24 protein-coding genes and 1 pseudogene are annotated in these 25,687 nt (G+C 67.4%); 15 read left to right on the top strand and 10 right to left on the bottom strand.

Annotation, left to right across the window (positions count from 1 at the left end):
- Window positions 1-25: 25 nt before the first annotated feature.
- Window positions 26-1,279 carry an IS256-like element ISMlu1 family transposase gene (locus tag MLUT_RS11800; protein ID WP_010078638.1) on the bottom strand — a complete coding sequence of 418 codons (1,254 nt, stop codon included), beginning with the start codon at window positions 1,277-1,279 and terminating at the stop codon, window positions 26-28.
- A 133-nt stretch (window positions 1,280-1,412) separates the two neighbouring features.
- Window positions 1,413-1,766, bottom strand: coding sequence for a hypothetical protein (locus tag MLUT_RS23785; RefSeq protein ID WP_144407140.1), 354 nt, complete (start codon window positions 1,764-1,766; stop codon window positions 1,413-1,415).
- Window positions 1,767-1,845: 79 nt separating this feature from the next.
- Here MLUT_RS23785 and MLUT_RS11795 point away from each other — a divergent pair, with 79 nt between their 5' ends.
- Window positions 1,846-3,099: an IS256-like element ISMlu1 family transposase gene (locus MLUT_RS11795; protein ID WP_010078638.1), complete on the top strand. Its 1,254-nt coding sequence runs from the start codon at window positions 1,846-1,848 to the stop codon at window positions 3,097-3,099.
- Window positions 3,100-3,115: 16 nt separating this feature from the next.
- Here MLUT_RS11795 and MLUT_RS11790 read toward each other — a convergent pair whose 3' ends face one another.
- The 6 genes from MLUT_RS11790 to MLUT_RS23420 all read right to left on the bottom strand — a co-directional run bounded on the left by MLUT_RS11790 (window position 3,116) and on the right by MLUT_RS23420 (window position 11,330).
- Window positions 3,116-3,640 carry a DUF8453 domain-containing protein gene (locus MLUT_RS11790; RefSeq protein ID WP_012750674.1) on the bottom strand — a complete coding sequence of 175 codons (525 nt, stop codon included), beginning with the start codon at window positions 3,638-3,640 and terminating at the stop codon, window positions 3,116-3,118.
- A gap of 194 nt (window positions 3,641-3,834) precedes the next feature.
- Window positions 3,835-4,476, bottom strand: coding sequence for a hypothetical protein (locus MLUT_RS11785; protein ID WP_144407139.1), 642 nt, complete (start codon window positions 4,474-4,476; stop codon window positions 3,835-3,837).
- A 46-nt stretch (window positions 4,477-4,522) separates the two neighbouring features.
- Entirely contained in the window at window positions 4,523-5,653 is a 1,131-nt protein-coding gene (locus tag MLUT_RS23425) for a hypothetical protein (RefSeq protein ID WP_012750672.1), read from the bottom strand.
- Between the two features lie 57 nt (window positions 5,654-5,710).
- Window positions 5,711-9,244, bottom strand: coding sequence for a MobF family relaxase (gene mobF, locus MLUT_RS11775; protein ID WP_041779793.1), 3,534 nt, complete (start codon window positions 9,242-9,244; stop codon window positions 5,711-5,713).
- Between the two features lie 46 nt (window positions 9,245-9,290).
- Window positions 9,291-10,541: a PIN-like domain-containing protein gene (locus MLUT_RS11770; RefSeq protein ID WP_012750670.1), complete on the bottom strand. Its 1,251-nt coding sequence runs from the start codon at window positions 10,539-10,541 to the stop codon at window positions 9,291-9,293.
- A gap of 189 nt (window positions 10,542-10,730) precedes the next feature.
- Window positions 10,731-11,330: a TetR/AcrR family transcriptional regulator gene (locus MLUT_RS23420; protein ID WP_012750669.1), complete on the bottom strand. Its 600-nt coding sequence runs from the start codon at window positions 11,328-11,330 to the stop codon at window positions 10,731-10,733.
- A 151-nt stretch (window positions 11,331-11,481) separates the two neighbouring features.
- Here MLUT_RS23420 and MLUT_RS11760 point away from each other — a divergent pair, with 151 nt between their 5' ends.
- The 4 genes and pseudogenes from MLUT_RS11760 to MLUT_RS11745 all read left to right on the top strand — a co-directional run.
- The gene (locus tag MLUT_RS11760) at window positions 11,482-12,582 is read left to right on the top strand and encodes a hypothetical protein (protein ID WP_012750668.1); all 1,101 of its coding nucleotides are present in this window, start codon (window positions 11,482-11,484) and stop codon (window positions 12,580-12,582) included.
- Entirely contained in the window at window positions 12,579-13,796 is a 1,218-nt protein-coding gene (locus MLUT_RS11755) for an FAD-dependent oxidoreductase (RefSeq protein WP_010079744.1), read from the top strand. The genes MLUT_RS11760 and MLUT_RS11755 overlap by 4 nt, the downstream gene beginning before the upstream one ends.
- Window positions 13,797-14,096: 300 nt before the next feature.
- The gene (locus MLUT_RS11750; protein ID WP_010079745.1) at window positions 14,097-14,981 is read left to right on the top strand and encodes a helix-turn-helix transcriptional regulator; all 885 of its coding nucleotides are present in this window, start codon (window positions 14,097-14,099) and stop codon (window positions 14,979-14,981) included.
- Between the two features lie 230 nt (window positions 14,982-15,211).
- A pseudogene (locus MLUT_RS11745) lies at window positions 15,212-15,985 on the top strand (ArdC-like ssDNA-binding domain-containing protein); the annotation flags it as partial.
- A 50-nt stretch (window positions 15,986-16,035) separates the two neighbouring features.
- Here MLUT_RS11745 and MLUT_RS11740 read toward each other — a convergent pair.
- Window positions 16,036-17,289 carry an IS256-like element ISMlu1 family transposase gene (locus MLUT_RS11740; protein WP_010078638.1) on the bottom strand — a complete coding sequence of 418 codons (1,254 nt, stop codon included), beginning with the start codon at window positions 17,287-17,289 and terminating at the stop codon, window positions 16,036-16,038.
- 135 nt (window positions 17,290-17,424) lie between these two features.
- On the opposite strand from MLUT_RS11740, the gene MLUT_RS11735 reads away from it, so the two are divergent.
- The 9 genes from MLUT_RS11735 to MLUT_RS11695 all read left to right on the top strand — a co-directional run bounded on the left by MLUT_RS11735 (window position 17,425) and on the right by MLUT_RS11695 (window position 24,650).
- Entirely contained in the window at window positions 17,425-17,766 is a 342-nt protein-coding gene (locus tag MLUT_RS11735; protein ID WP_010079747.1) for a hypothetical protein, read from the top strand.
- Window positions 17,763-18,707 (top strand): bifunctional DNA primase/polymerase, encoded by a 945-nt coding sequence (locus MLUT_RS11730; protein ID WP_010079748.1) that lies wholly within the window; start codon window positions 17,763-17,765, stop codon window positions 18,705-18,707. The genes MLUT_RS11735 and MLUT_RS11730 overlap by 4 nt, the downstream gene beginning before the upstream one ends.
- Window positions 18,704-19,522 carry a DUF2637 domain-containing protein gene (locus MLUT_RS11725; RefSeq protein WP_174260668.1) on the top strand — a complete coding sequence of 273 codons (819 nt, stop codon included), beginning with the start codon at window positions 18,704-18,706 and terminating at the stop codon, window positions 19,520-19,522. The genes MLUT_RS11730 and MLUT_RS11725 overlap by 4 nt, the downstream gene beginning before the upstream one ends.
- A complete protein-coding gene (locus tag MLUT_RS11720) occupies window positions 19,519-19,953 on the top strand; it encodes a hypothetical protein (protein ID WP_010079750.1) in 435 nt (144 codons plus the stop codon). Before MLUT_RS11725 ends, MLUT_RS11720 begins: the two co-directional genes overlap by 4 nt.
- A 100-nt stretch (window positions 19,954-20,053) precedes the next feature.
- Complete coding sequence (locus tag MLUT_RS11715; protein WP_010079751.1) at window positions 20,054-20,953, top strand: hypothetical protein; 900 nt, start codon at window positions 20,054-20,056, stop codon at window positions 20,951-20,953.
- Window positions 20,950-21,960, top strand: a complete 1,011-nt coding sequence (locus MLUT_RS11710; protein ID WP_010079752.1) for a ParB N-terminal domain-containing protein — start codon at window positions 20,950-20,952, stop codon at window positions 21,958-21,960. Before MLUT_RS11715 ends, MLUT_RS11710 begins: the two co-directional genes overlap by 4 nt.
- Window positions 21,961-21,999: 39 nt before the next feature.
- On the top strand, window positions 22,000-22,698 hold the full coding sequence (locus MLUT_RS11705) for a hypothetical protein (protein WP_010079753.1): 699 nt from the start codon (window positions 22,000-22,002) through the stop codon (window positions 22,696-22,698).
- Window positions 22,699-22,713: 15 nt separating this feature from the next.
- The gene (locus tag MLUT_RS11700; protein ID WP_010079754.1) at window positions 22,714-24,378 is read left to right on the top strand and encodes a M23 family metallopeptidase; all 1,665 of its coding nucleotides are present in this window, start codon (window positions 22,714-22,716) and stop codon (window positions 24,376-24,378) included.
- A gap of 5 nt (window positions 24,379-24,383) precedes the next feature.
- Window positions 24,384-24,650, top strand: a complete 267-nt coding sequence (locus MLUT_RS11695) for a DUF6112 family protein (RefSeq protein WP_010079755.1) — start codon at window positions 24,384-24,386, stop codon at window positions 24,648-24,650.
- Window positions 24,651-24,653: 3 nt separating this feature from the next.
- On the opposite strand, the gene MLUT_RS11690 is transcribed toward MLUT_RS11695, so the two are convergent.
- Window positions 24,654-25,256 (bottom strand): class I SAM-dependent methyltransferase, encoded by a 603-nt coding sequence (locus MLUT_RS11690; protein WP_010079756.1) that lies wholly within the window; start codon window positions 25,254-25,256, stop codon window positions 24,654-24,656.
- A gap of 81 nt (window positions 25,257-25,337) precedes the next feature.
- On the opposite strand from MLUT_RS11690, the gene MLUT_RS11685 reads away from it, so the two are divergent.
- On the top strand, window positions 25,338-25,676 hold the full coding sequence (locus MLUT_RS11685) for a DUF6112 family protein (RefSeq protein WP_010079757.1): 339 nt from the start codon (window positions 25,338-25,340) through the stop codon (window positions 25,674-25,676).
- Window positions 25,677-25,687 lie beyond the last annotated feature (11 nt).

Genomic DNA, 25,687 nt, shown 5'->3' with positions numbered 1-25,687 from the left:
ACGCTCTGATCCTCCATTGGTGCTGTTAGGCGCTGAGTTCGAGGGTGGTTTCCGGTTCGGCGTTCACCTCGTTCCCGGTGTCGTCCACGGTGGTGAGGCGGCAGCGGGCCAACACCTCGAGGCCGAGGTAGCGGCGGCCCTCGGCCCACTCATCGGTCTGCTCAGCCAGCACCGCCCCGACCAGGCGCACGATCGCTGCCCGGTTCGGGAAGATGCCCACGGCGTCGGTGCGACGCCGGATCTCGCGGTTGAGCCGTTCGGCCGGGTTGTTCGACCAGATCTGGGTCCACACGTCCTTGGGGAACGTGGTGAACGCCAGGATGTCCGCCCGGGCACCATCGAGGTGTTCGGCCACCGCGGGCAGCTTTTCGCTGACGTAGTCCAGCAGCCGGTCGAACTGGGCGTCCACGCTGGCGGCGTCGGGCTGGTCATACACCGAGTGCAGCATGGCCTTCACGGCCGGCCACATGGACTTGGGGGTGATGCCCATCAGGTTCGCCGCGTAGTGGGTCCGGCACCGCTGCCAGGTCGCTCCGGGCAGGTTCGCGGCGATGGCGTCCTTGAGCCCGGTGTGGGCGTCGGAAGTGACCAGGCGGACTCCGGTCAGGCCCCGGGCCACCAGGTCGGCGAAGAACTCGTTCCACGCCGACCCCGTCTCCGAGGTGGCCACCCGCAGGCCGAGGACCTCGCGGTGGCCGTCACCATTGACCCCGGTGGCCAGCAGCACCACGGCGTTGACCACCCGGCCGCCCTCGCGGACCTTCATGCTCAGCGCGTCGGCGGCCACGAACGTGAACGGCCCAGCCTCCCCGAGCGGGCGATGACGGAAGGACTCGACCTGCTCGTCCAGCTCGGTGGCCATCCGCGAGACCTGGGACTTCGACAGCGCGTTGATCCCGAGGGTCTTGACCAGTTTGTCCATCCGCCGGGTCGAGACCCCGGCCAGGTAGCAGTCGGCGACCACCGTGATCAGCGCGGATTCGGCCCTTTTGCGGCGCTCGAGCAGCCACTCCGGGAAGTACGTGCCCGACCTGAGTTTGGGGATCGCCACGTCCAGGGTCCCGACCCGGGTGTCCAGGTCCCGGTGCCGGTACCCGTTGCGCTGGGTAGCTCGGCCCGGGGTGGGTTTACCCCATTCGGCGCCGACCACCGCGTCGGCGTCAGCGGAGAGCAGGGAGTTGATCACGGTCTGCAGCAACGAACGCATCAAATCCGGGGATGCTTCGGACAGGGCTTCGCCGAGCAGGCCGGCAGGGTCGACAATATGAGGAGCGGTCATCGTGATGACTCCGTTCGAGGATTCTGTGGAAGGTTGACTCGAAGGATCACACGGTGGCCGCGTCCACATCCGGAACGACGTGCCCAGTCACCGTGCGCTACACCACTCTATGGGGCACTACTTTCCGCAGGCGCTATTGTTCCTCCGCCGTCGGCGGTGGCAGTGATGCTCGATCCGTGCTGGAATCCGCCTCATCCTCGGGTGCTGGCGGTGCGAGTTGCTGCCTGGTGAAGGCGTCGCTCATTTCATTGAGTTCGACCGTCTCTGGCGCTGGGTAATCCAAGCGATCGACAACACGCTTCATCGTCTTGTCTACGCCACCCACGGCCTTGGTGAGGTCTTTGATCGCGCCACGTACATGGTGCAGTGAGCCGTCCGGAGCGTCCCTGGCCTGACGCCACTCTGAGATGTCGATCTGAATTTCGAGGACAGGCAGCGGACCGTAGTTGAGTCCCGCATAGTGGTGTAGCGCCCGGTGGTCGGGCACGTCGTTCCAGACGTGGACGCGGCCACCGTGTGATCCTTCGAGTCAACCTCTCACAGAATCCTCGAACGGAGTCATCACGATGACCGCTCCTCATATTGTCGACCCTGCCGGCCTGCTCGGCGAAGCCCTGTCCGAAGCATCCCCGGATTTGATGCGTTCGTTGCTGCAGACCGTGATCAACTCCCTGCTCTCCGCTGACGCCGACGCGGTGGTCGGCGCCGAATGGGGTAAACCCACCCCGGGCCGAGCTACCCAGCGCAACGGGTACCGGCACCGGGACCTGGACACCCGGGTCGGGACCCTGGACGTGGCGATCCCCAAACTCAGGTCGGGCACGTACTTCCCGGAGTGGCTGCTCGAGCGCCGCAAAAGGGCCGAATCCGCGCTGATCACGGTGGTCGCCGACTGCTACCTGGCCGGGGTCTCGACCCGGCGGATGGACAAACTGGTCAAGACCCTCGGGATCAACGCGCTGTCGAAGTCCCAGGTCTCGCGGATGGCCACCGAGCTGGACGAGCAGGTCGAGTCCTTCCGTCATCGCCCGCTCGGGGAGGCTGGGCCGTTCACGTTCGTGGCCGCCGACGCGCTGAGCATGAAGGTCCGCGAGGGCGGCCGGGTGGTCAACGCCGTGGTGCTGCTGGCCACCGGGGTCAATGGTGACGGCCACCGCGAGGTCCTCGGCCTGCGGGTGGCCACCTCGGAGACGGGGTCGGCGTGGAACGAGTTCTTCGCCGACCTGGTGGCCCGGGGCCTGACCGGAGTCCGCCTGGTCACTTCCGACGCCCACACCGGGCTCAAGGACGCCATCGCCGCGAACCTGCCCGGAGCGACCTGGCAGCGGTGCCGGACCCACTACGCGGCGAACCTGATGGGCATCACCCCCAAGTCCATGTGGCCGGCCGTGAAGGCCATGCTGCACTCGGTGTATGACCAGCCCGACGCCGCCAGCGTGGACGCCCAGTTCGACCGGCTGCTGGACTACGTCAGCGAAAAGCTGCCCGCGGTGGCCGAACACCTCGATGGTGCCCGGGCGGACATCCTGGCGTTCACCACGTTCCCCAAGGACGTGTGGACCCAGATCTGGTCGAACAACCCGGCCGAACGGCTCAACCGCGAGATCCGGCGTCGCACCGACGCCGTGGGCATCTTCCCGAACCGGGCAGCGATCGTGCGCCTGGTCGGGGCGGTGCTGGCTGAGCAGACCGATGAGTGGGCCGAGGGCCGCCGCTACCTCGGCCTCGAGGTGTTGGCCCGCTGCCGCCTCACCACCGTGGACGACACCGGGAACGAGGTGAACGCCGAACCGGAAACCACCCTCGAACTCAGCGCCTAACAGCACCAATGGAGGATCAGAGCGTTACACCACTACTCGGGACTTGACCCGGACCGTGCGGGCCCTCGCCTTCGACACGCACAGTGCGGACCTGTGGTTCCTCGCTGGACAGGAGGTCGTAGCCGGCACCGAGCGTCCACCGGATTTCCCGTTTCGGCGCGAGTGAGCGGAGTCCGCTGGCGAGCACCCGCTGAACACTCTCGACCTTGTCCGACTGTTGCTGGCCGGCTGGAAGCGGTGGATCGAACGTCACCCTCACGTTGCGTGCGACGGTGGGACCGTTGTTACCCACCACCACGTGCATCACGGTGCCTTGTTGCATATCTGGCTGGATGTCCGCCCACACGTAGGGCTGTAGTGCCTCATGAGCGAGATCGCGTTGTAGTTGAGTCTGCTCCCGCGCGGCGGCTACCTGCTCGCGTTGGATCTCCGTCTGGTCGTGCGCCGCCTTCGCCTGCCTCGCGGCCGCCCGCGCTGCCCAGATGGTGAATGGCAGGGCGAAGGCCGAGATGACCAGGGCAACGATTGAGATGGCTACCATGCTTCAACCTTCCCATGGCGGTCTGACACAGGCCGTTGCTGCGACGCGCTCTCAACACCTCGGTACGTGTCGCCAATGTGCTGGCTCGGCGCAGGCAACGGACCGGTCGCTTCTGGACCGATTCAGACGGAGCTGTCACACTCCCCTCCACTGCGACTCCCTCGCTGCCGCCTCCGCTCGGTCGTGGAAAGCACTCAGGCGCGCAGGGTTCGTTGCAGCCCCTGCGCGAACTCGCTCAGTGCCTTCAACGTCGCGATGGCGTAGTAGACGATCTGGCTCCGCAAGACTCCGTCGATGTCGCGTGGGACGCCTTTGCGGGTGAGGACCCAGATTGCGCTGTTCTGGACACCGACCTCGTCGCCGACAATGTGGCCGGAGACCGTGTTCCGAATGAGACGTAGGGTCTTGTTGAACTCCTTGTCGTCCCTCATCTCCGACATCGCCTGTTTGAATGCGCGCACCGCTTCATCGAACTTGGTGATGTCGAACAGATGGATGCCGGTGTCATTGGGTAGAGTCCGCATCGCCTTGGATACGGCATTGACCATCCGCCCTGCCGACTCTTCTGCCTCTTCGAGGGTCAAGGCGAGGAACTTCTCGGCGGTGAGCCGATTCTGCGGGTCGGCAAGCAGAGCGCGGAGCATGACCCGCATATCAAAGTCGACCGTGAGGATGAAGAACTGAAGCTGCGTGAACCCTCGGTAGACCTCGGAGTCTCTTTCGAGACCGAGCTTGACGTTCTCAGCAGCTTGTTCCAGCACCCGTTCTTGCTCGGGCAGTATCGCGTCGAACCCAGCGATGATGCCTTCGGCACGACCAACCGGATCTTCACTCACTTCGTCTCTCGCTCTCCGCTATCGATACGTTTCGTCCGTCACATCGTCAGATGACGGGGTCGCGCTCCCAATTGGGTGACCGCGGGAAGTCATCGTCCGATCGCCACCCCTCCGCCTTCGTCCACGGCGGCCCGGTGGGCGCGTCGGAGGTGTCCCATCGCCAGACGTCGGGGTGCCGCCTTTCGGTGCTGGTCGTCGGCCGAGCCGCATAGCCGAGCGTCTGGCCTGCGGGGACTGTGTAGTGCCACCAGCAGCCGACGCGATCTTGCCCGACGACAAAGGTATCGTGGTCGAGGTTGTGCTTCCTGGCAAGCTCCGCGAGCGTCGCGTGTACATCGAACGGGCCGGGACGAAGGAGCACAGCGTTGAGGTACTCGGTGTCGAAGTCGTAGGCGAAGTTGAGTAGCTCGGGGAGGTGTCGATCATCGAGCAGCCGACCCGACTCATCGAGTTCCCGCGAGCCAGCAACGGACTCTTCGTGGAGTCGGCGTAGCCGAGCGCCGGCGTCATCCGCGATACGCGGAAAGTACTCCGCCAGAGCGGCGACGAGCACGATCGTCTTGGTCGAGTTCACACGCGTCGCGTAGCCAAGGTCTCGACCGTGCAAAACACCGTGGCGTGAGACGAGACCGAAGCTTCCGGACTCATCGACGTTCTTGGAGAAGACTCGGCGGACGACCGGCAGGTTCTCCTCCATCCCGGCCAGCGTTGCGTCATCAAGATACGGGTCCGCGTTGGCTTTGGAAAAGAACGACTGCCCTGTCAGGTCGCGGCTCATCCCGTCGATCTGCGCAAGGATGATCGGGATCGACGCCTCGTAGGCTCCCGCGAGATGATGCTGAATCGCCTTCTCGATGAGAGCCACGCGGTCCCAAATCACCTGCTTGAACGGGTAGTGCGAGTTCGACCATCGCCGTATCGGTGCCGCTGCATGCCGGAGAAGAACCTGATTGTCAGAGTTCCAGACCTCGGTGATCGCCTCATCGATCGCCGCGGACTCAACACCACTTGCAGCAAGCCGCAGGACCCGAACGGTCCCGGCCTGGTGCCAGCGACCGCACATCGCCCATCCCAACGGGGCGAACAACGCGACCGCTTCGGCGATCTGGGTGGTGGCGGGATGCGCGACGACTCCGAGGCGGCGCGCCACCTCAGCCGCGAGCTCGGCTTGTGTCATGCCGTCACCATTCCGTCCAATCGTCTCCAGTAAGGATGACAGGCCGATGCGGTCCCCTCAGAGCCCGAGCCCGCGAGTCACTTGTCTGACGGGCTGGCTCTCACGCTCCGGGGCCTGCGTTGCCAGTGTGATGGTCCGCAGCGCGGCGGCGGCTCGCGCTTGATCGATCTTCTGTGTGTCACTCTCGGCCGGTGATCCGAGCGGCGTCACGTCGGTGATGCCGTACCGGTCACGGTAAGCAGCGATGGTGCGGCCATGCCGTCGCCACGCCGCTGCCGTGCGCGGCTCGCGCGGTGGCTCACCGAGTGGCCGCGTCCATGCTTCTCCGGCGTCGCATGCGGTGTCGAGCACGGCCTCGGCGCGGGTCTCGATCAGCTCGCGCCGCTCATCGAGTGCCTGCCGCATGTCGCCGGTCATCGGGCCGTCCGCGGACGGGATCAGTCCGGCGATCATCCGTGGCGTCTTGCGGGTGCGTCCCGAGCCGGCTGGGCGGGCGGTGGCACGGGCCACCCGGTAGTGCAGGACGGAGGCGATGTCGTCGGCGTCGGTGAACCCGCGCGCGACAACCAGGCGTGGGAGCAAGGTGTCGAGGTCGTGGTGGTTGGCCTCGGCTCGGCGCAGTTCCGCGGTGAGCGCCCCGAACGCCTCGGACTCGATCGCGGCCTCGGCCTGTTCGGCAGTCAGGCCCGAGCCGCGGATCAGGGTGGCCCAGCGGTCGCGTTGTGCTGCGGCGGCGATGGTCTCGTACTCCGCCACGAGCTGGGCGATCGAACCCCACTGCTCCTGTTCGGCGGTGATGGTCTCGTGCGCGGACAACTCCGCCCCGACGTGCTGGAGTACGCCGAATAGCACGGACCGGCCGGTAGCGTCGGCGTTGTCGCCCGGATGCGGGTGGGCGTGCTCGTCGGGCCGGTCGAGGATCACGTAGGCGCGGTTGGCGTGCTTGCCGCGGGTCATCGCGACATAGAAGTTCTCCCGCGTGGTTGTCGGCTCCACCAGCACGTGCGCAGTGTCGACGGTGACGCCTTGCGCCCTGTGGGCAGTGATCGCATATCCCAGATCAACATGGTCGGTCACGTAGGCGGTGGGGAGGACGAGAGAGCCGCCGAACCGACGGCCGGCCTTGCGGATCGTGACCGAGCCGTCGTCTCGGACACCGGTGACGGTCCAGGCGTCACCGTTGCGGACCCAGTCCTTGCCGTTGCGGAGGCGGCGGTCGTTGCGGCGGGTGATGATCGTGTCCCCAACCCCAGCAGTGACGCCGTCGTTCAGCTCGACCTCCCGACCAGGCCTCAACGTGCCGTCGAGAATCAGATCGGCACGGGCGCGCTGGTTGAGGGCGCTCACGTCGTCACGGGTCTCAGCGACCAGCACCGACACCAAGCCTTGGCTCCGGTCGGCGCGCCAGGCGGTATAGGCGGCGTCGGTCATCGCCTCGGCGTCACCGTCGCGGATGCGGTCGTGGTCGAGGTAGGCGTCGATCACCTGCGTGCGCCCGTGGCGCAGTGCGAGGGAGGCGGTCTTCTCCCACTCGTGGGTGAACCGGTGCACATCGACCAGTTCGGGCGCATCGTCCCGGTCACCGACGAGGAGCCCGAAAGCGTCACCGGCATCCACGGACTGGAGCTGGGCATAGTCGCCGACCAGCAGCACCTTCGCCCCCGCCCGCTCGGCCAGGTGCGTGATCCGATCCAACGAGAGCGTTCCGGCCAGGGAGGCTTCGTCGATGATGACGAGCTGACCTGCCCGGAAGTTCTCGCCGTGGATGAGGTGGTCCTGCCACCACTTCGCGGTGTTCTCCGTCGCAATGCCCAGATCGTCAGCGAGAACCTGCGCCGCGACCGCGGACGGTGCCAGCCCGACCACGGAGCCCTCGCCGTGTTCCTTCTCCCACGCACGCCGCAACGCCGACATAGCCGTCGTCTTCCCCGCGCCCGCCGGCCCCACCAGCACATCGAGCATCCGGCCAGAGACCGCGACCTTCATCAGCGCGTCGGCCTGATCCTCACCGAGCATCCGCCCCTCACGATCAGGCTCCGTGGTGACCTTCTCGACCGTGGCCAGCGGCACGGTCGGTCCGGTCGCGGTGCGGGAGCGGTCCAACAGCCGATCCTCGGCGGCCAGCAGCAGCTCGGAGGAGAACACCGTCGAGTGCTTGGGCCGGAACACGCTGGTGCCATCCACCCTCCGGAACGCGACCGGGCTCGTGGCGAAGTCGGGTGGCGTCAGCCGCAGCGACACAGCCTCGGCGGCGTCGGCCACCATGCCCACCACAGCTTCGCGGTCTTGCATGGTGGCGAAGCGCCAGCCCATCGTTTGCCGGGACGCCTCGGCCATCAGGTTCCACCGCCGCCACGTGGACCGCCTCTCACCCACCACCCCGACCACGGTCCGCCCGAGTTCGCCGATCGCATCCAGGGGCACGTCATCGGCTCGCAGCAGCAGCGGCTTGTCGTTGTCCGTCGCGGCGCTTGCCCAGGCGGTGGTGTCCTGGCCGAGCACCCCGCTGGCGCGGGTGCGCCACTCGGCAGTCAGTTCGGCCAGCGACCGCACTTCCTTCTCCGGGCGTGTGGCGAGGGTGGCTTGGGCGCGGAGCTTGATGATCGTGGCTGTGGAGGGTTGGCGGCCGTGCTTGGCGACGTACTCGGCGATGAGTCTGTCCTTCTCGGCGTCGATGTGTCGGGCACGGGTGGAGAACTCGGCCACCAGCTCCTCGGGCACGCTGCTGATCGCCCACGCGGGGTTGCGGTCTCGGCCCATGTCGCGGGCCTCCCATGCGACGCCGAAGGTGCGGGTCATGTGGTCGGCGAACACCGCCTCGTGCAGCTCCGACAGGGCGACCACGGCGGCGTGCATCGGACGCCCATCCAGACTGCGCCATCTGCCGTCGAAGGCAGTCTGGACCTTGTTGGAGATGACGACGTGGGTGTGCAGGTGAGGGTCGCCGGCGCGGGAGTCGAAGTGATCGAACGCCGTCGCCACCAGCCCGGTCACATCGACCTGCGCAACCGCTCCATCACCGGCGGTTGCGCCGGAGCGGGTGGCTGCAACCTCGCGCTCCATGAACGCAACCACCTCCGCAACCGCCGCGTGATGTGCCTTCCCGATGAGGGCCTGCGTCCCTGAGTCGGCGACAGCCCACAACGCCGAGGCCGACTTCGGGATCGAGAAGGTGAAGTCGAACCCGGCTACCGCCCGGCGTCTGCCGCGTTCGGTCTCCTCGACCTCGATCTGCGCGACCGCCTGGCCCTTGGCACCTGGGCTCAGGCCGGGGTCGAGGTCGGCGATCCGGGACTCGATCCGCTCCGGCACGGACTTGTAGGCGGGGAAGGCGTGACCGAGCGGGTCGCCGGTGATCGGGTCACGGCCCATGCCCATCAAGAGCTGGAGCTGGGCCTCCGACACCCGATCACCGACCGCGAGCTGACCCTTGCCGAGTGAGGTGACGCCGGAGCCGAGCCATTGGCCCGGTGGTGTGCCCGCCTCCGCGTAGTACCTCGTCAGCGGCGTGGACAGCTCACGGTCGCCATCCGCAGCCGCGACCGTGCGCAGGAGATACCTGTAGCCATCGCCCGCGCTCATCACCCGCATCGAGACGGTCACACCACCCAGGTGCGCGACTCACTTCGAGGAGCTATTAGATAGGGCGCTCCTCGCCGAGCAGCTCCACGACCTCATGGGGTACCGCAAAGTGAGACGACTTCACGCCAGTCTCATACACGGCGTCGAGCAAAGCGGCAACGCCGTATGGCACGCCCCCCTTTGCTTGAAGTTCGGCCGTGACGCGCTTGACGGGCCGCGTGAATCCACGCAGCATCTGGCTCTCGTCACGATTATCCAGTTCATAGACGCGCGCCCGCGAGATTCTTCCGCCATTCGCAATCGCTTCTCTGATCACATCAGCCTGCGTATGACCCTGAGAATCGAGTTCCCTCAGAACTGCTCTCGCCGCGTCAGCGCTCCACGGGACATGCTCTGGTTCCTCGTCACGCACACGTTCGATGTCGTGGACGGACTCAAGGCTGGTTCCAACACCCAGCGCCGAAGAGTGCTTGATCAGGTCCGCTGGTTCGAGAAGAAAGAACCGACACCCAGTCGCTTGGAGGTACTCGTCAACCAGCTCGTGGCGGGCACCAATGATCGACCCTCGATCTGCCCGGTTCCACCAATCTTCTTTCGTGTCTGCGGTCACAAGCACCAAGTCGACCCCACGCTCACCACCCTCAAGAAGCAGTTGATGCCAGACGAGATAGTCCCCTGACGCCCCTTCCGGGAGGTCAGACTCAAGCTTTTCGACATCCATATAGCCAGGCGGGATCGAGTTCTCTACCCGTCGTTCGCCCTCCTCGACCGCCTTCTTCCAGTCCTCTTCCGAGAGCGCGGGGCCAACAGAGTCCTCAAGCAATTGTTCCAGTCGTGCCAACAACAGGTCCTCGGACGTGGGCGCGTGAGCGGAGACTCTGATGGGCTCCTCACCTACTCGTTCACGCAACCCGTCGTAGAAGTCGTCCACTTCCTTGGTCAGGTCGGCCCTTTCCTCGCCAGGAAGGGCAACACTCTTGGCCCAACGGGTTATCGCGTCCTTCGTTGAGGTCGAGTTCTTCGCCAGCGCTGCCTGGGCGTCCCTGGACGCGCTGCCTAGGCTCGCGATTACCGACTGGCGATTACGCCAGAACTCTCTGACCACCTGGTGCGGTACGAAGAGGCGCTCTGCGGCAGCCTCGGCCACGCGCAGCAAGTCATCGACAGTCTTCTCGTTGTACCGGTAGAGATTCAGCAACACATTGGTGTCAAGGGCAACGACACCGTGCTGGAGCGCGCTCTTGATGTCTTCCGCTGTGAGGACACGGTACGCCTCGAAACCTGAGTACAACCCGCCTCTGCCCACTCTCGCTCCTCAGCGCCCGTTCGTCGTTGAGTGTCAGCCTACGACCAGCGCGCCGCCGCTGTGGCTCCCTCGACCTGCAAGACGCGTGGCAGCCCGGCATGGTGAGTCCGGCGCGCCTGACGGTCGCATCGTCGTCCTCGTCCGTGCGGGTGATCCCCGCGTACATTCAGCCTGCGGTCGCGGCTCTGCTCAGGCTTGGTCGGGTAGGAGCGTCGTGAGGGAGTCGGCGAGGGCGTGGCTGTCGTGACCGTCGATAAGGGCGTCTTGAAGGATGTGAGCGTAGACGAGGCTGACCATGAGGCGGGCCTGTGATACGGCTTGCTCCCGAGCCCCCCGCAGGTCGATGCCCTGGCTGGTGGTGAGCCAGACGGTGAGGTACTCGCGTAGGAAGTCGAACGCGCTGTCGTAGAACTCGTTCGCGATGCTCCGGACGGTGGGGTTGGTCGCGGCCTCACCCCAGACCTGCACGATGTACCCGGGTGACACATCGGACTCGTTCAGGCGCGTCGCGATGAGTGTCATCACCGCGGTCGGGCTCGGCAGGGGCTCAGCGTCGAGGAGTCCGCGGATGCCTGTGAACACGCTCTCGATGGCGGTGCGGGCGACGTAGGCGATGATCTCATCTTTCCCCGAGAAGTGCCGGTAGATCGCACCCGCCGACAGTCCGGACGCTTCGATGATGTTCGCCATCGAGGTGGAGTGGATGCCCCGGCGCGAGAACTGCTCGACGGCTGCGCGCCCAATCTGATCCCGCCGGGCCTGCATGTGCTCCGCACTGACCTTCGGCATGCGCCCCCTTCCACCAACTAGAACGAACCTTCCACTAAGCCTACCGCGCGCGACTCAAGCCCCGGCACTCGATCACGAGGTCCAGGGTGGAACCATGTCGAGGATGTCGTATGATAGAGAAAGATCATTCGTTTTATATGAGGAGGTTGCCATGATGGAGAACGAGGAGATGGCTCAGCCGGCGGGGAGCCGGTGGGGGCAGGTGGCGGGGGTCGTCGCGCTGGTGGCTGTGGCGCTGTCGCTGCTGGTGTTGAGTTTCGTTTGGCCGGGGGCGCGCGGTGAGGCGACGGGATTGTCGATCGCGGTGACCGGGGATGCCGAACTGGTGGACGAGTTCATGGCTGGTGCGGGAGAGGGCTTGGACGAGGTGGTCGACCTTGTGCGGGTGGACGGGCGCGCCGACGCGCACGAGGGCATCCTGACGCGGGAGTTCATCGGCGGGATCGTGCTCGCCCACGATGCCCCCGAGGTGCTGACCGCTTCGGCGAATGGGCAGGTGCCCGCCGCTTTCATGAGCGAGTTGGCCTCCGGGCTCCAGGCCATGCTCGACGCGCAGGTCTATGCGGGCGTGACGGAAGGCGTCCGGGGCGCGGTCGAGCAGGGCGTCGATCCTGCCACCGCTCTCGCGCAGACGCCCGAGGCGCTGCCCGAGATCACGGTCACCGATGTGGTGCCGTACTCGGCCGGCGACCCCAACGGAGTCGGCGCGACCGTGGCGGGAATCCCGATGACGGTCGGGGCGCTGCTCGCGGGCATCGTGATCACGTTCACCCTCACCGGTAGGTGGCAGCGCATCAGTGCAGTCCTCGGCCTCGGCGTTGGAGGCGGGCTGCTGCTCACCCTCGTGCTCGGCACCTGGCTCGATGTGTACCCCGGATCGTTCGGTGCGATGTGGCTAACCCTTGGACTGTCGCTGACCGCGACCAGCGGCCTGTTCGTCGGACTGCACTCCGCACTCGGTCGCGCCGGGCTCGGCATCGCCGCCGCGATCACTCTCTTTGCTGCCATGCCGTGGGCGGCGTTCGCCGTGCCCTACGCATTCCTACCTGCGGGTCTCGGCTACGTCGGGCAGTGGATGATCCCCGGAGCCACCGGCACCCTGACCCGCGTCGTTGGCTACTTCCCCGAAGCGTCCGCCGCCGTGTCGTGGTGGGTGCTGGCGTGCTGGGCAGCCATCGGCATCGCGCTCGCGCTCATCTCCCGTCGCACCCAGCCGACATCCCACGAGGCAGGAACCGGAGGTTCCCGATGAGCATGACGAACCAGCATGCAGGCGAGGCGAGCATCGACTGCGTCGTTGTCGGCGCGGGGCCCGCGGGCATGATGGCGGGGCTGCTCCTTGCGCGTCGCGGTGTCAGGGTCACCGTCCTGGAGAAACACGCCGACTTCTTCCGTGACTTCCGCGGCGACACCATCCACCCCTCGACTATGAGGGTGATGGATCGGCTCGGCATCATCGACCGCTTCCTCGCGATCCCGCACCGGCGCATGTCCACCGTGTCCGTCGCGGCCCCGGACGGAGAGTCCGTGTTCGCCGACTTCTCCCGACTCTCCGAGCCCTACAACTACGTCGCCTTCATGCCGCAATGGGATTTCCTCGACTTCATCGCTGAAGAAGCCCGAGCGTATCCGTCATTCGAGCTAATCCGTGAAGCGCAGGTCACCGAACTCCTTGTCGACGGTGATCGGGCACGCGGTGTCCGGTACAAGACCCCCGAGGGTGAGAGAACACTCTCGGCGCGCCTGGTGATCGGCGCTGATGGGCGGCACTCGACCGTCCGCGCCCGCGCCTGGCTCCCGCCGACCGAGAGCGACGCCCCGATGGACGTGCTGTGGTTCAGGATCAGCCGTCAGCCAGACGACCAAGTGCCGTTTGTCAGCACCGGCAAGGGGTTCACCATCGTCTCGGTCGACCGCGGCTCGTACTGGCAGATCGCGTACTGCATCCCCAAAGGAGACTACGACGTGCTCCGGTCACAGAGCACCGACGTCGTGGCCGAACGGTTGCACGAGGCGCTCCCTGTCCTCGCAGAACGGTTCCGTGGGGAAATCACCTCCTGGGATGACCTGAAACTGCTGGCCGTCTCGGTGAACCGACTCAGACGCTGGCACCGTCCCGGACTGCTCTGCATCGGCGACGCCGCCCACGCCATGTCACCGGCGGGCGGGGTGGGCATCAACCTCGCCATACAGGATGCCGTGGCTGCCGCACGGATGCTCGCGCCGACACTCGCCCGAGGCGGGAGCCCTTCCGAGCAGCTACTGGCACACGTACAGCGCCGCCGCGAATGGCCCGCGCGGATAATCCAGGCGGGCCAAGTGAAAATACTCGCTGACCTGTACCCCAAGAGCCTTGACGAAACCTACAAGACGCCCAAGGCAGCGAAAATCATTCGAAACTCGCCATTCCTGCAGAAGACCGTGGCACGAATCATCGGCGTTGGCCTCCGCCCCGAGAGCCCATGACCAACCCAGTGAGCGTTCCATGCCCGCGACACCGGAGCCCCACCCGGTGCTGCTACGAGGGCACCGCAGCCGATCATGTCCGACTGTGTGTGACTCGTCGCAAGCGACGAATCACTCATCCTCGAGAGCCGCGAACACTCCACTTGCTTAGGAGACATCCTGCCTGAAGCTCCGAGCACAACCGCTCGGTCGCATTTTCGTTGATGCGACCGGTATGACGCCGCTCATGCGAACGTGGACGGTCGGCGCGGTCCCGTCGAGCATCGGTCGCAGACGGTGACTGACCTCAGATTGACGCCGGTGGTGGCGCGGACGGAGTGTTTGCACCGGCGGCGTGAGCCGATCGCCTATGACTGCGTGAAACTGATCTTCGTGCGGGCGGGGTCGGCGTGGCTGTTCAGCGAATTCGGCGAACGCCCGGTCAAAGTCGGGGATGCGGTACTACTGGCGGCGAACACCCTGTGCGGGGCTGAACCAGAGGACTGGGTCACGGTCACCACGCTGTACCTGGATCGGGACTATGTGGTGGACCAAGTGTTCTGGCAGTACGCCGCGGTGCTGGCTGATCGGCTGGCGGCCAAGGACTTCATCGCGGCCCGCTACTCCGAGCCGGCGCAGGTGCTTCGACTCGGTGAGGACCGTGCCGGGTGCCTGATGCCGTGGCTGGATGAACTCAGTCAGCTCAGCCTCGACGGGCCCGCACCAGAGCGGTTCTACCGGATGCAAGCCCTGCTGTTCGCCGTTTTGGATGTGATCTCTCCGTTTGTGACGACCACCGCGGCGCGCCAGTCCCCGACCCAGCACAAGGCCACCTGCCTCGCCGCACCTGCCCTCCGGCGCCTGGCACCGCTGCGGACTGAAGCCCGCGACACGGCTCACCTGTTGCGCGATGAGCCCGCGCGCCGGTGGACCCTGGGAGAGCTGGCTGCCGCGGTGCACCTGTCGCCCTCTCAGCTCGGGCGGGTCTTCGTCGATGCCTACGGCAAGACCCCGATGACCTACCTGGCGACGCTGCGTGCCGAGCATCTGGCTCGCCTGCTGCGCGAGACCGACCTGCCGATCGAGCAGGCGATGCGCGAAGTTGGCTGGCACAGCCGCGGCCACGCCGCCCGCCTGTTCCGCCAGGCCGTCGGCATCACCCCCACCCGATACCGCCACCTCAGCCGCCAGAACGCTGTGGCCTGAGAGGTCGATTCGCATCTGTGCATCCGCGGTACGCGGATCGGCACCTTTGCTCGATCTGCGATCCGCCGCCGGTGACGGGCTGGTAATCCGGTAGGACTCGTCGGGTTCACCCCGCGCACTGACGGTCACACCGTCGTTGTCCGTCTCTCGTCACTGGTGTTCCCGGCGCACCTGATGGTCACCGAGCCCGATCGGCCCGGTGTTCAGGGTACCGGGAGGAGACAGCGACGATGGCCACGACACGGGAGGAAACCCAGGCCGCGCGGGAGGCGAAGCTCGATGAGCTTCACGAGCGGCTGACCGGCGCGGTCGAACAGCTCGTCTCCGGCGACGACTGGGGCCGGGCGATCGCGTTCGCCGCACGGTTCAGGGCGAGATCGTTCTCCAACACCCTGTTGATCTGGGCACAGCATGCCGCGGCTTTCGAGGCGGGTCGGGTGCCGGAGCCGGTGCCGTCGTATGCGGCCGGGTATCGCCAGTGGCAGACCCTGGGCCGGCAGGTGGAGAAGGGTCAGTCGGGGTACATGATCCTCGCCCCGGTCACCGGCCGTTTCGCTACCGCGACACCGGCTGACCCGGAGTCGTGGCGGCGGCTGGGCAAGGGCGAGAAACCGCGCCCCGGTGAGGTCGTGCGCTCGAAGATGATCACCGCCAAGCCCGCCTACGTGTGGGACGCCTCGCAGACTGCCGGTGACCCGATCCCGGAACCGCCGGCACCGAAGCTGCTGGAAGGCGAAGCACCGGTCGGGTTGTGGAATGGTCTGGCCAAGCTGGTTGAGGATCGCGGGTTCACTGTGGTGCGGGTGCCGCACGAGGGCATGATCCACGGCGCCAACGGCATGACGGACTACACCGCGAAGACGGTCGCGGTCCGGGAGAACATGGCCCCCGCCGCTCAGGTCAAGACGCTCGCCCACGAACTCGGGCACGTCCTGATGCACGGCCCCGACCAGGAGGACGCCCGCCAGCATCGCGGCATCGGGGAGGTGGAGGCCGAATCGGTGGGGTCAAGTCCCGAGTAGTGGTGTAACGCTCTGATCCTCCATTGGTGCTGTTAGGCGCTGAGTTCGAGGGTGGTTTCCGGTTCGGCGTTCACCTCGTTCCCGGTGTCGTCCACGGTGGTGAGGCGGCAGCGGGCCAACACCTCGAGGCCGAGGTAGCGGCGGCCCTCGGCCCACTCATCGGTCTGCTCAGCCAGCACCGCCCCGACCAGGCGCACGATCGCTGCCCGGTTCGGGAAGATGCCCACGGCGTCGGTGCGACGCCGGATCTCGCGGTTGAGCCGTTCGGCCGGGTTGTTCGACCAGATCTGGGTCCACACGTCCTTGGGGAACGTGGTGAACGCCAGGATGTCCGCCCGGGCACCATCGAGGTGTTCGGCCACCGCGGGCAGCTTTTCGCTGACGTAGTCCAGCAGCCGGTCGAACTGGGCGTCCACGCTGGCGGCGTCGGGCTGGTCATACACCGAGTGCAGCATGGCCTTCACGGCCGGCCACATGGACTTGGGGGTGATGCCCATCAGGTTCGCCGCGTAGTGGGTCCGGCACCGCTGCCAGGTCGCTCCGGGCAGGTTCGCGGCGATGGCGTCCTTGAGCCCGGTGTGGGCGTCGGAAGTGACCAGGCGGACTCCGGTCAGGCCCCGGGCCACCAGGTCGGCGAAGAACTCGTTCCACGCCGACCCCGTCTCCGAGGTGGCCACCCGCAGGCCGAGGACCTCGCGGTGGCCGTCACCATTGACCCCGGTGGCCAGCAGCACCACGGCGTTGACCACCCGGCCGCCCTCGCGGACCTTCATGCTCAGCGCGTCGGCGGCCACGAACGTGAACGGCCCAGCCTCCCCGAGCGGGCGATGACGGAAGGACTCGACCTGCTCGTCCAGCTCGGTGGCCATCCGCGAGACCTGGGACTTCGACAGCGCGTTGATCCCGAGGGTCTTGACCAGTTTGTCCATCCGCCGGGTCGAGACCCCGGCCAGGTAGCAGTCGGCGACCACCGTGATCAGCGCGGATTCGGCCCTTTTGCGGCGCTCGAGCAGCCACTCCGGGAAGTACGTGCCCGACCTGAGTTTGGGGATCGCCACGTCCAGGGTCCCGACCCGGGTGTCCAGGTCCCGGTGCCGGTACCCGTTGCGCTGGGTAGCTCGGCCCGGGGTGGGTTTACCCCATTCGGCGCCGACCACCGCGTCGGCGTCAGCGGAGAGCAGGGAGTTGATCACGGTCTGCAGCAACGAACGCATCAAATCCGGGGATGCTTCGGACAGGGCTTCGCCGAGCAGGCCGGCAGGGTCGACAATATGAGGAGCGGTCATCGTGATGACTCCGTTCGAGGATTCTGTGGAAGGTTGACTCGAAGGATCACACGGTGGCCGCGTCCACATCCGGAACGACGTGCCCAGTCACCGTGCGCTACACCACTATGCGGGACTCAACTATCGGTGGCGCTGATGATCGGTGCCGCCCATCACATGGACACGACCGGGTACACGATCCCGTACGTGTCGACCTGGGCGGCGCGGGTGGACGGCAAGGAACCGGTCGAGATCGTCAAGGCCACCGGCGAGCGGGTCCGCAAGACGGCGCTGACGATCCTCGATCAGCTCGACACCGCCCAGGTCGGTGACGGCACTCCACCGGGGCTCGACCGTGAGACGCCGCAGCGCAACCAGCCATCCCATGAGCGCTCAGCACCCGAACGCGCAGCGTCGGGCAGGCAGGTCGAGGCTGTGCCCGAAACGGGTCCCCGACCGGTGGCCAGCGCGGCCGTGATGCAGGGACGGGATCTGTGATGGCCGCTACGGACGCGCTCGCGGGTGTGCTGTCGCAGATGACCGGGCCATGGCCGGCCTCCGCCGCAGCACGAGAACTCGCCGCCGCAGGCGTGCCGGTGTTCCCGTGCGTGCCGGGCGGGAAGCGTCCGCTCACCGAGCATGGCTTCCACGACGCCACCACCGATCCTGGCCAGGTGGAGGCCTGGTGGCGGACGCACCCGGATGCGAACCTCGCTGTCCCCACCGGCGCCGCCTCCGGGATGGTGGTGGTGGACGTCGATGTCCACGCCCCCACCGACGGGTACGAGGCGTTCGAGCGCGCCCACCGTGCCGGCCTCGTGTCGGGGTGGGCGTTCCTGGTGTCCACGCCGTCGGGTGGGATGCACGCCTACTACCCGGCGACACCTGACCGGGCGCAGCGGTCCTGGCAGGCCGCGCGTGCCGGTGTGGACTTCCGTGGCGGTGGCGGCTACATCCTCCTCCCACCCTCGATGGTGTCCATCAACGGTGGAGCTGTCGGCTACCGGGTGCGGCAGATCAACACCGGCCCCTCGGCGACGCTGGATTCGGACCGGTTGCGGGACTTCCTTGACCCGCGCCCGACGCTCCCGCCCAGGACGGGCGACGATGTGGTGCGGTCCGTGGATGTGTCGCGATTGGTGGCGTGGGTCGCTGCCCGCGGCGAAGGGGAACGGAACCGGGGCCTGTTCTGGGCCGCCTGCCGACTGGCCGAGAACGGTGTCCCGGCCCCTGATGCGCTCGATGTGCTCGCGGCCGCTGCCTCGGAATCGGGGTTGGGCGAGCGGGAGATCACGACGACCGTCCGCTCGGCCTACCGCACCCCCCAACGCCAAGCCCGCCCTTCATCGACGGTGCAGGGCTCGCCGCGAGCCGCGGACGGGTGGTTTGCTCGCGATGCGACCGTGCGGACGTCCGCTCCGATGCGGGGGCTGTCATGACCGTCCCTGGCAGTCCGACGAGTCGACGTTGGGCGGTGGTCACGGCGGTGGCCGGGACGGTGTTCATCGCCGGCGGCGCGTTCTGGCTGTCGTTCACGGCGTTGGCGGACCTGGCCGCCCGCTCCGGGGTCGGCGGCTCGCAGGCGTGGGCGTGGCCGCTGATCGTCGACGGCATCATCGTCGTGGCCACCGTCGCCGTCGTCGCCCTGGCCGGCCAGCGGTCGGCGTGGTATCCGTGGGCGCTGCTGATCGGCGGCGCTCTCGTGTCGGTGACCGCCAACGCGATCCACGCCGTGGTGGCAGCCGACGCCGACGTGCCCGGAGTGCTGGCGGCGGCGGTGGCGGCGGTGCCGCCAGTGGTGCTGCTGGCGATCACCCACCTGACCGTCATCCTCACCCGCCCGCAACCCGCCGCCGAGGTGCCCACATCCACCGACGAGTCCGCGATCGAAGCCGCAGCGATCGAGGAGCCCGGCCCGAACGAAGCGTGGGAGCCGGTATCGGCGGTGACACCAACGGATGGCATGGAAGCCACCGCGCTGTCAGCGCCGACCCCGCAGGAGAACGACCCCGTCACAACTCCCGACACGAGGCAGGCATCAGCGGACCGGCGCGCTGAGCCGCAGGTCTATGCCGCTGCGGATTCCGCCGACCGGCGTGGGCGAGCGGCGGCGCTGCGCGGGCAGGGATGGTCGAACAAGAAGATCGCCCGGGAACTGGGCGTGCACCCGTCCACGGTGGGCCGGTGGTTCACCAGCGCGCACCTTCCCGATACCACCGAACACGTCGATGCCGAGGAGGCGAAGGACGCATGAATCCCGATCACGACCACCAGCAGCAGGAACCTCACCGGCGACCGCCGGTGCCGGAGACCGGCCACCCGCCGTCGACGCCAGCCGAGCAGGTCGAGACACCGCCAGCCGAGAAGACGGAGACACCAGAGGCAGTGCAAGCGGCGAGGATCGCTGGTCTCCGGGGCAACACCCGTGAGCGGCTCGCCCAGGATGCGGGCCTGCGTGCGCGGGGGGTGGAGTGGGTGCGGCCCACGGACCTGCTCGCCCGCCACGGTGCGGCATTGGCGGGGCGGGGCATCGACTTCGAGGTCGAGTTGGCTCGCCGCACCCGCACCGCCACGAACACCGGTGTGCGGGGGGTTGGTGAGCGGGCGCGCCGGTTGCCGCCGCTGTCGGCCTTCGGCCGCAGCAGGACAACCGAGTCCGTTCCGTCGCGGTCGCCGGTCGGATGAGCTGAGCAGGTGAGAGGTCATGAGCACCGCCGAGGCAGGCAGCGCAAACGTCGTCGTTGGGGACGGCGTGCGCACCTGCCTGTCAGGAGGTGCCCCAACCATGACCGAGAACACCCACACCACCAGAGAACAGACGACCGAGACCGGCGAGGACTTCGCGACCAGCGAAGGCCTGCGCTCCCTGCTCAACCGGCTCCACGCTGCCGGGACGACCGCGTGGAAGCACGACCCCACCGCCGCGGAACTGATGGCCTACGCGGCGGAGAAGTACGCGCCACTGGCGCATAAGCATGGCCTTGACCCGTGGGAGGCCGCCAGCGCGGCGTTCGACGTGATGCGCACCACAGCGGCCCGCACGGCGATTGATCCGTGGGCGGTGATCACCCACGCGGTACGGATCACCTGCATCTTCGAAGAACGCGCCCAAGGACTCCTGTGCTCGGTCCACCAAGCCCGGCGCCCGCACATCTCGGCGTTCCACGACCCCGAACGCTTCTCCGACCGGGAGAACCCGCTGGCCGACTACCACCCCGCATTCCAGATCACCGATGACACCCAGCCCACGGATGAGGAGAACGACGGCGCGCCAGCGTCATCGCGGGCGCGCACGTCGGCGGGCTCGGCCGTCGAGGACGCGATCGCGTTTTTCACCCTGCTGGACTGGCCCCCGGCCACCGCGCGGGCCAGCATCGAGCACGTTTGCGGGGCACTGACCAAGACCGGCACCCGCCAGGCCACCTACGAGGCACTGCGCCGCGACAAGCACGCCCGCGCCCTCCTCGACATCCCCAGCCACTCCTGGACAGCACTGCTCCGGGCCCTGCTGGGCAACCCACACCCCGCCTACGCCGCCACGACCACGGGACGCGGCGTGCTGCTACGGCTGCTGATCGGCGAGAGCCTGCCGGTGCTGCTGCGCGACGATGACCTCGTGCTCACCATCTCCCTGGCCGCACCCGCCCACCACAACCGGAATCCCCGTGGGGGCGGGTCGCGATGAGCGCGCCGGCGGGGTCCATCGAGCTGGAACGCACCGTCGCCTCGATCCAGGTCGGGCACCGACACCGCACCGAGCTAGGCGACATCGACGAACTAGCTGTCTCCATCGACCGCGACGGACTGTTGCAGCCCATCACCATCACCCCCGAAGGCGTGCTCGTGTGCGGGGCCCGCAGGCTGACAGCGATCAGGCAGCTCGGCTGGAAGACCGTCAACGTGTGGGTCCGCTCGGGCATCTCCGACCGGCTCGGTCACCTCCTGGCCGAGCAGGACGACAACGTCCTGCACAAACCCCTGACCCAGACCGAAGCCGCCGCCCTCTACCGGGAGCTGAAGGCGCTGATGGCCGAAGACGCCGCCCGCAGGCAAGCCGCGGCCCGGTTCAGTGCGGAGAATCAGCCTGGAAGTGACGGTGGTGCAAATTTTGCACCACCGTCACCAGGCGCCTCCGGGAAGACCCGGGAGCAGGCGGCGGCGATGGTCCCCGGGAGTGCGTCCCACACCACGCTGGACAAGATCGGCTACCTCCAGCAGCTTGCCGACGACACCGCCCAGCCGACCGAGCTACGCCAATACGTGGCCGGTGAGCTGGAGCGGATCGACGCCGGTGCCGCCGTCGATCCGATCTACCGGCACATCCACGACCTCGCCGAGACCGCCAGGAACCACCGCGAGGCGGACCTGCACCAGCTCGCCGCCGATGCCCTCACCCGCGCCAAGAACGCGAAAGCGAAGAAGCGCGTCCCTCGACCCGCAGGAACACCCGACGACGCCGGTGAGCCGGCGCAATATCCGGTGCGGGCGTTCGTGCTGACCTGGACCGAACTGATCGACTGGTGGACCCACTACGACGCCGACCAGCTCGTCGCCGAACTCACCGATGAGCAGATCGAGTCCTTCCTGACCACGGTTGAGGGCACCAGCAGGTTCGCCGAGGAACTGCGGACCGCCCGCGACCGCCGCGCAGGCCACGAAACCCCCGCACGGGGGCACCTGCGCGCCCTCTAACCGCACCAAGGGCGGGGCGTGGTCGTGCGCCTACGGGGTATGAAGACTCTCGACCTGTCTGCCCCGCGTTCCCGTCATCGGCTGATCGCCGTACTCGCCGCCCTCGTGGCGGTCCTGGTGCTGGCCGGTGTCGGCGTCTACGGCCTCCTCACCGGACCACCCACCACCAACGAGGACGCCTCCGGGTCTGGGCCGGCTGTGACTGCACCCAGCGATCCGGCGCCCGGCGATCCGGCCCCGACCGCGACACCACGTCTGCCGACGGTGCGGACCTCGGCCGATCCGGAGACCTTCGCCCGCAACGTCGCGACGGCGCTATTCGCCTGGGACACGGCCAGCGGGTTCATGCCCCTGGACTACACCTCGGTCATCCTCGCCATCGGCGACCCCTCGGGTGCCGAGCAGGCCGGGCTCGCCTCCGACATCACCACCTACCTGCCGAACCGGGACGCCTGGATCGAGCTGCGCCACTACGCCACCGCCCAGCACCTGACCATCGACGACGCCTATGTGCCCGATGCCTGGGATGCGGCCCTCGAACAGGCGCAACCCGGTCAGCTCGCCGAGGGCACCATCGCCTACACGATCGAGGGCACCCGCCACCGCACCGGCCTCTGGAACGACGAGAGCGTCACCTCCGAGCATCCGGTGACGTTCACCGTGTTCCTCGTCTGCGGCCCGACCTACGACACCTGCCACCTGCTGCGGTTGTCCCAGCTCGACAACCCCCTCCGATAGGCCGGAGGTGCGCTCATGGTGAAGAAGCTCGCCCTCGCCGCTCTCGCGCTGGTGTTCCTGGCGCCGTCGCTGGTGCTGGTCGGGGTCGGGGTGGTGATGAACCCTGCCGCCTCAGCCTCCTGCACCGTGGCCGGCACAAGCGTCACGGTCGGCGACGTCCCCGACGAACTCACCGTCACGACCGCCAACGGCGAGACCTTCACCCTGAACCGGCAGCAGCTCACGCATGCGGCGACGATCATCGAGACCGACACGAGCATCGACGGGGTGACCCGGGACGGGCTGGTGATTGCGCTGATGGCGGCGCTGACCGAATCCACCCTGCGGATGCTGTCCAACACGAGCGTCTATCCGGAGTCGGCGGACTTTCCCAACGATGGCGACGGCTCCGACCACGATTCCCTGGGGTTGTTTCAGATGCGGCCGCAGTCCGGGTGGGGCACCGTCGCCGAGCTGATGGACCCGACGTATCAGGCGCAGGCGTTCTTCGGCGGACCCACCGGCCCCAACCACCCCTCACCGCGGGGCCTGTTGGACGTCCCCGGCTGGGAGCAGATGGACAAGGGCGAAGCTGCCCAAGCCGTCGAGGTGTCCGCCTACCCCGACCGGTACCGCAACTACGAGCCCGTCGCCGAGACCATCCTGACCACCCTCACCGGCACCACCGCAACAGCCGACGCAGTCACTGCGGGGATGTCGACCGACGACACCGTGGCTCCAGCGGTTCAGGCGGTGGCGGAGTCTTCACGGGTGGTGTTCCCGGTGCCCGAGGGCACCTGGGTGCTGACCAGCGAGTACGGACCGCGGGTCCATCCGATCTCCGGGGAGAGTTCGTTCCACACCGGCACCGACTTCGCCGCCCCGGACGGCACCCCGATCCTCGCGGCGGCCGATGGCACCGTCACCGTCGCCGAGTTCTCCGGCGGCTACGGCGGGCTCATCGTCATCGAACACACCCTCGACGGGCAGACCTTTGCGACCGCGTACGGGCACATGTGGGAGACCGGCATCCACGTCCAACCCGGCGACACTGTCACCGCTGGCCAGCACATCGGCGACATTGGCTCCTCCGGCAACAGCACCGGGCCGCATCTGCATTTCGAGGTCCGTACCGGCGGCACCGACGGTGAGCACATCGACCCCGCCGCCTGGCTCAACGCCCATGATGCTGCTGACCTCCCCGAACCCGAGACCGGCGCCCCGGCCGGCTGCGACCCCGACACCAGCACTCCGGGCGGGCAGCCCGACCCCCTCGACGGTGATCCGGACCGCCTCGTGGATGACCCCACCAGCGACGGACAGATCACCGCTCGGATGCTGCACCTATACCAGCAGGGCACTGCCGCCTTCCCTGACACCTCCTGGGCCTGCTACTCGCCCCGTCCCGGCACCCGCTCCGAACACCCGCTCGGCCGGGCCTGCGATCTGACCTTCGGCAACGCCATCGGCCAGCACCCCACACCAGCGCAGCTCGAAGCCGGCTGGGACATCACCAATTGGATGAAAGACCACGCCGAAACCCTCGGGGTCGAATACCTCATCTGGCAGGGCAAGATCTGGTCCCTCTCCCGCGACGCCGAAGGATGGCGCGACTACAACGGCGGCGGCATGCACGACCCCGGCGACGTCACCGGCGGCCACTACGACCACCTCCACGTCACCGCCCGGTCCGGGAGCTGAGCGGCATGGACGTGTTCCCTGACTTCGGCGGGATCGGCGGGATCGATGACCTGCGCGCAGTGATCGGCGCGCTGCTGACGTTCGTGCTCATCACCAGCGTCCTGATGCTGATCGTCTCCGCCATCATCTGGGCCATCGCCGCCGCGAACGGCAACTACAGTGCAGCAGGGAAGGGCCGCACCGGTGTCCTCGTCGCCCTCGGCACCGCGATCCTGGCCGGTGCCGGAGTGGCGTGGATGAACTGGCTCATCGACCTCGGCCAGACGATGTAAGCGTCACCACCGGAGACGGTGGGCTTTGACGTCACCATGCGCGCGCCCGGGGTCGGTCCGCGTATGCGAGGCAATCACACTGAAACCTGCGTCCTCGATCACCGCGCTGAGCATGTGCGGGGGCCAAAAGTAGGCGGTGGTCACCGCGTGGTCGAACCGGGTCAGGTCCACACCGGCGAAGAAGCCCACCAGAATGCTGCCGCCGGGTCGCAGCACCCGGGCAAACTCGCCGAACACCGCAGTCAGCTGTGACGGGTCGGTGTGAATCAGTGAGTACCACGCCAGGATGCCGCCCACGCTGGCGTCGTACACGTCGAGGGCCTCGGCCCGTCCAACCCGAAAGGCGACGTCCGGGAACCGGGCGCGGGCGTCGTCGATGAACTCAGGCACCGGATCGATCCCCGTTACCTTGACACCGGTCTGGTTCAGGAAGCTTGCCCAGTGACCGGGTCCGCACCCGACGTCCAGGACAGGCCCATGGACACTACGCCCCCACGCGTTGATCAAGTCCTGATCTGCTAGCGCCGTGGCATCGATAGACCCGAGTCGGGCGATGTACTCACCGGCACGTCGCGCGTACGCAGCCCGCACCGTCTCGATCTCCACCTGACCATCCTACGAACTGGTGACAGCCGTGCACCTGAACAGCGAGAACCCCTGTCCTCGCTTGCCTAAGGAGCACCCGCCATGAACGCCCTGACCCTGATCACCGACGCCGCCACCACACTCGCCGCGCTGCCCGTGCTGGTGCCGATGGATGTCGACATCACCCCCAACGATTCCGGTCTACCGGGCATCGCCCAGCTGCGCACGATCGTCGGCGCGGTGATGACCGTCGGCCTGATCCTGTCGGTGCTCGCGCTGATCATCTCCGCGATCGTGTGGGGCTTCGGCGCGAACTCCTCCAACCCCCACCTCGCCGGCCGCGGAAAGATGGGCGTCCTCGTGAGCTGCGGAGCCGCGGTGATCTGCGGCGCCAGCGTGACGTTGATCAACTTCTTCTGGGACGTCGGCCAACAGGTCTGACACCAACCGCT

The sequence above is a fragment of the Micrococcus luteus NCTC 2665 genome (genome assembly GCF_000023205.1).
Classification (GTDB): Bacteria; Actinomycetota; Actinomycetes; order Actinomycetales; family Micrococcaceae; genus Micrococcus; species Micrococcus luteus.
The sequence above is the reverse complement of the archived record's forward strand: the minus strand, read 5'-3'. Positions and strand labels throughout refer to the sequence as shown.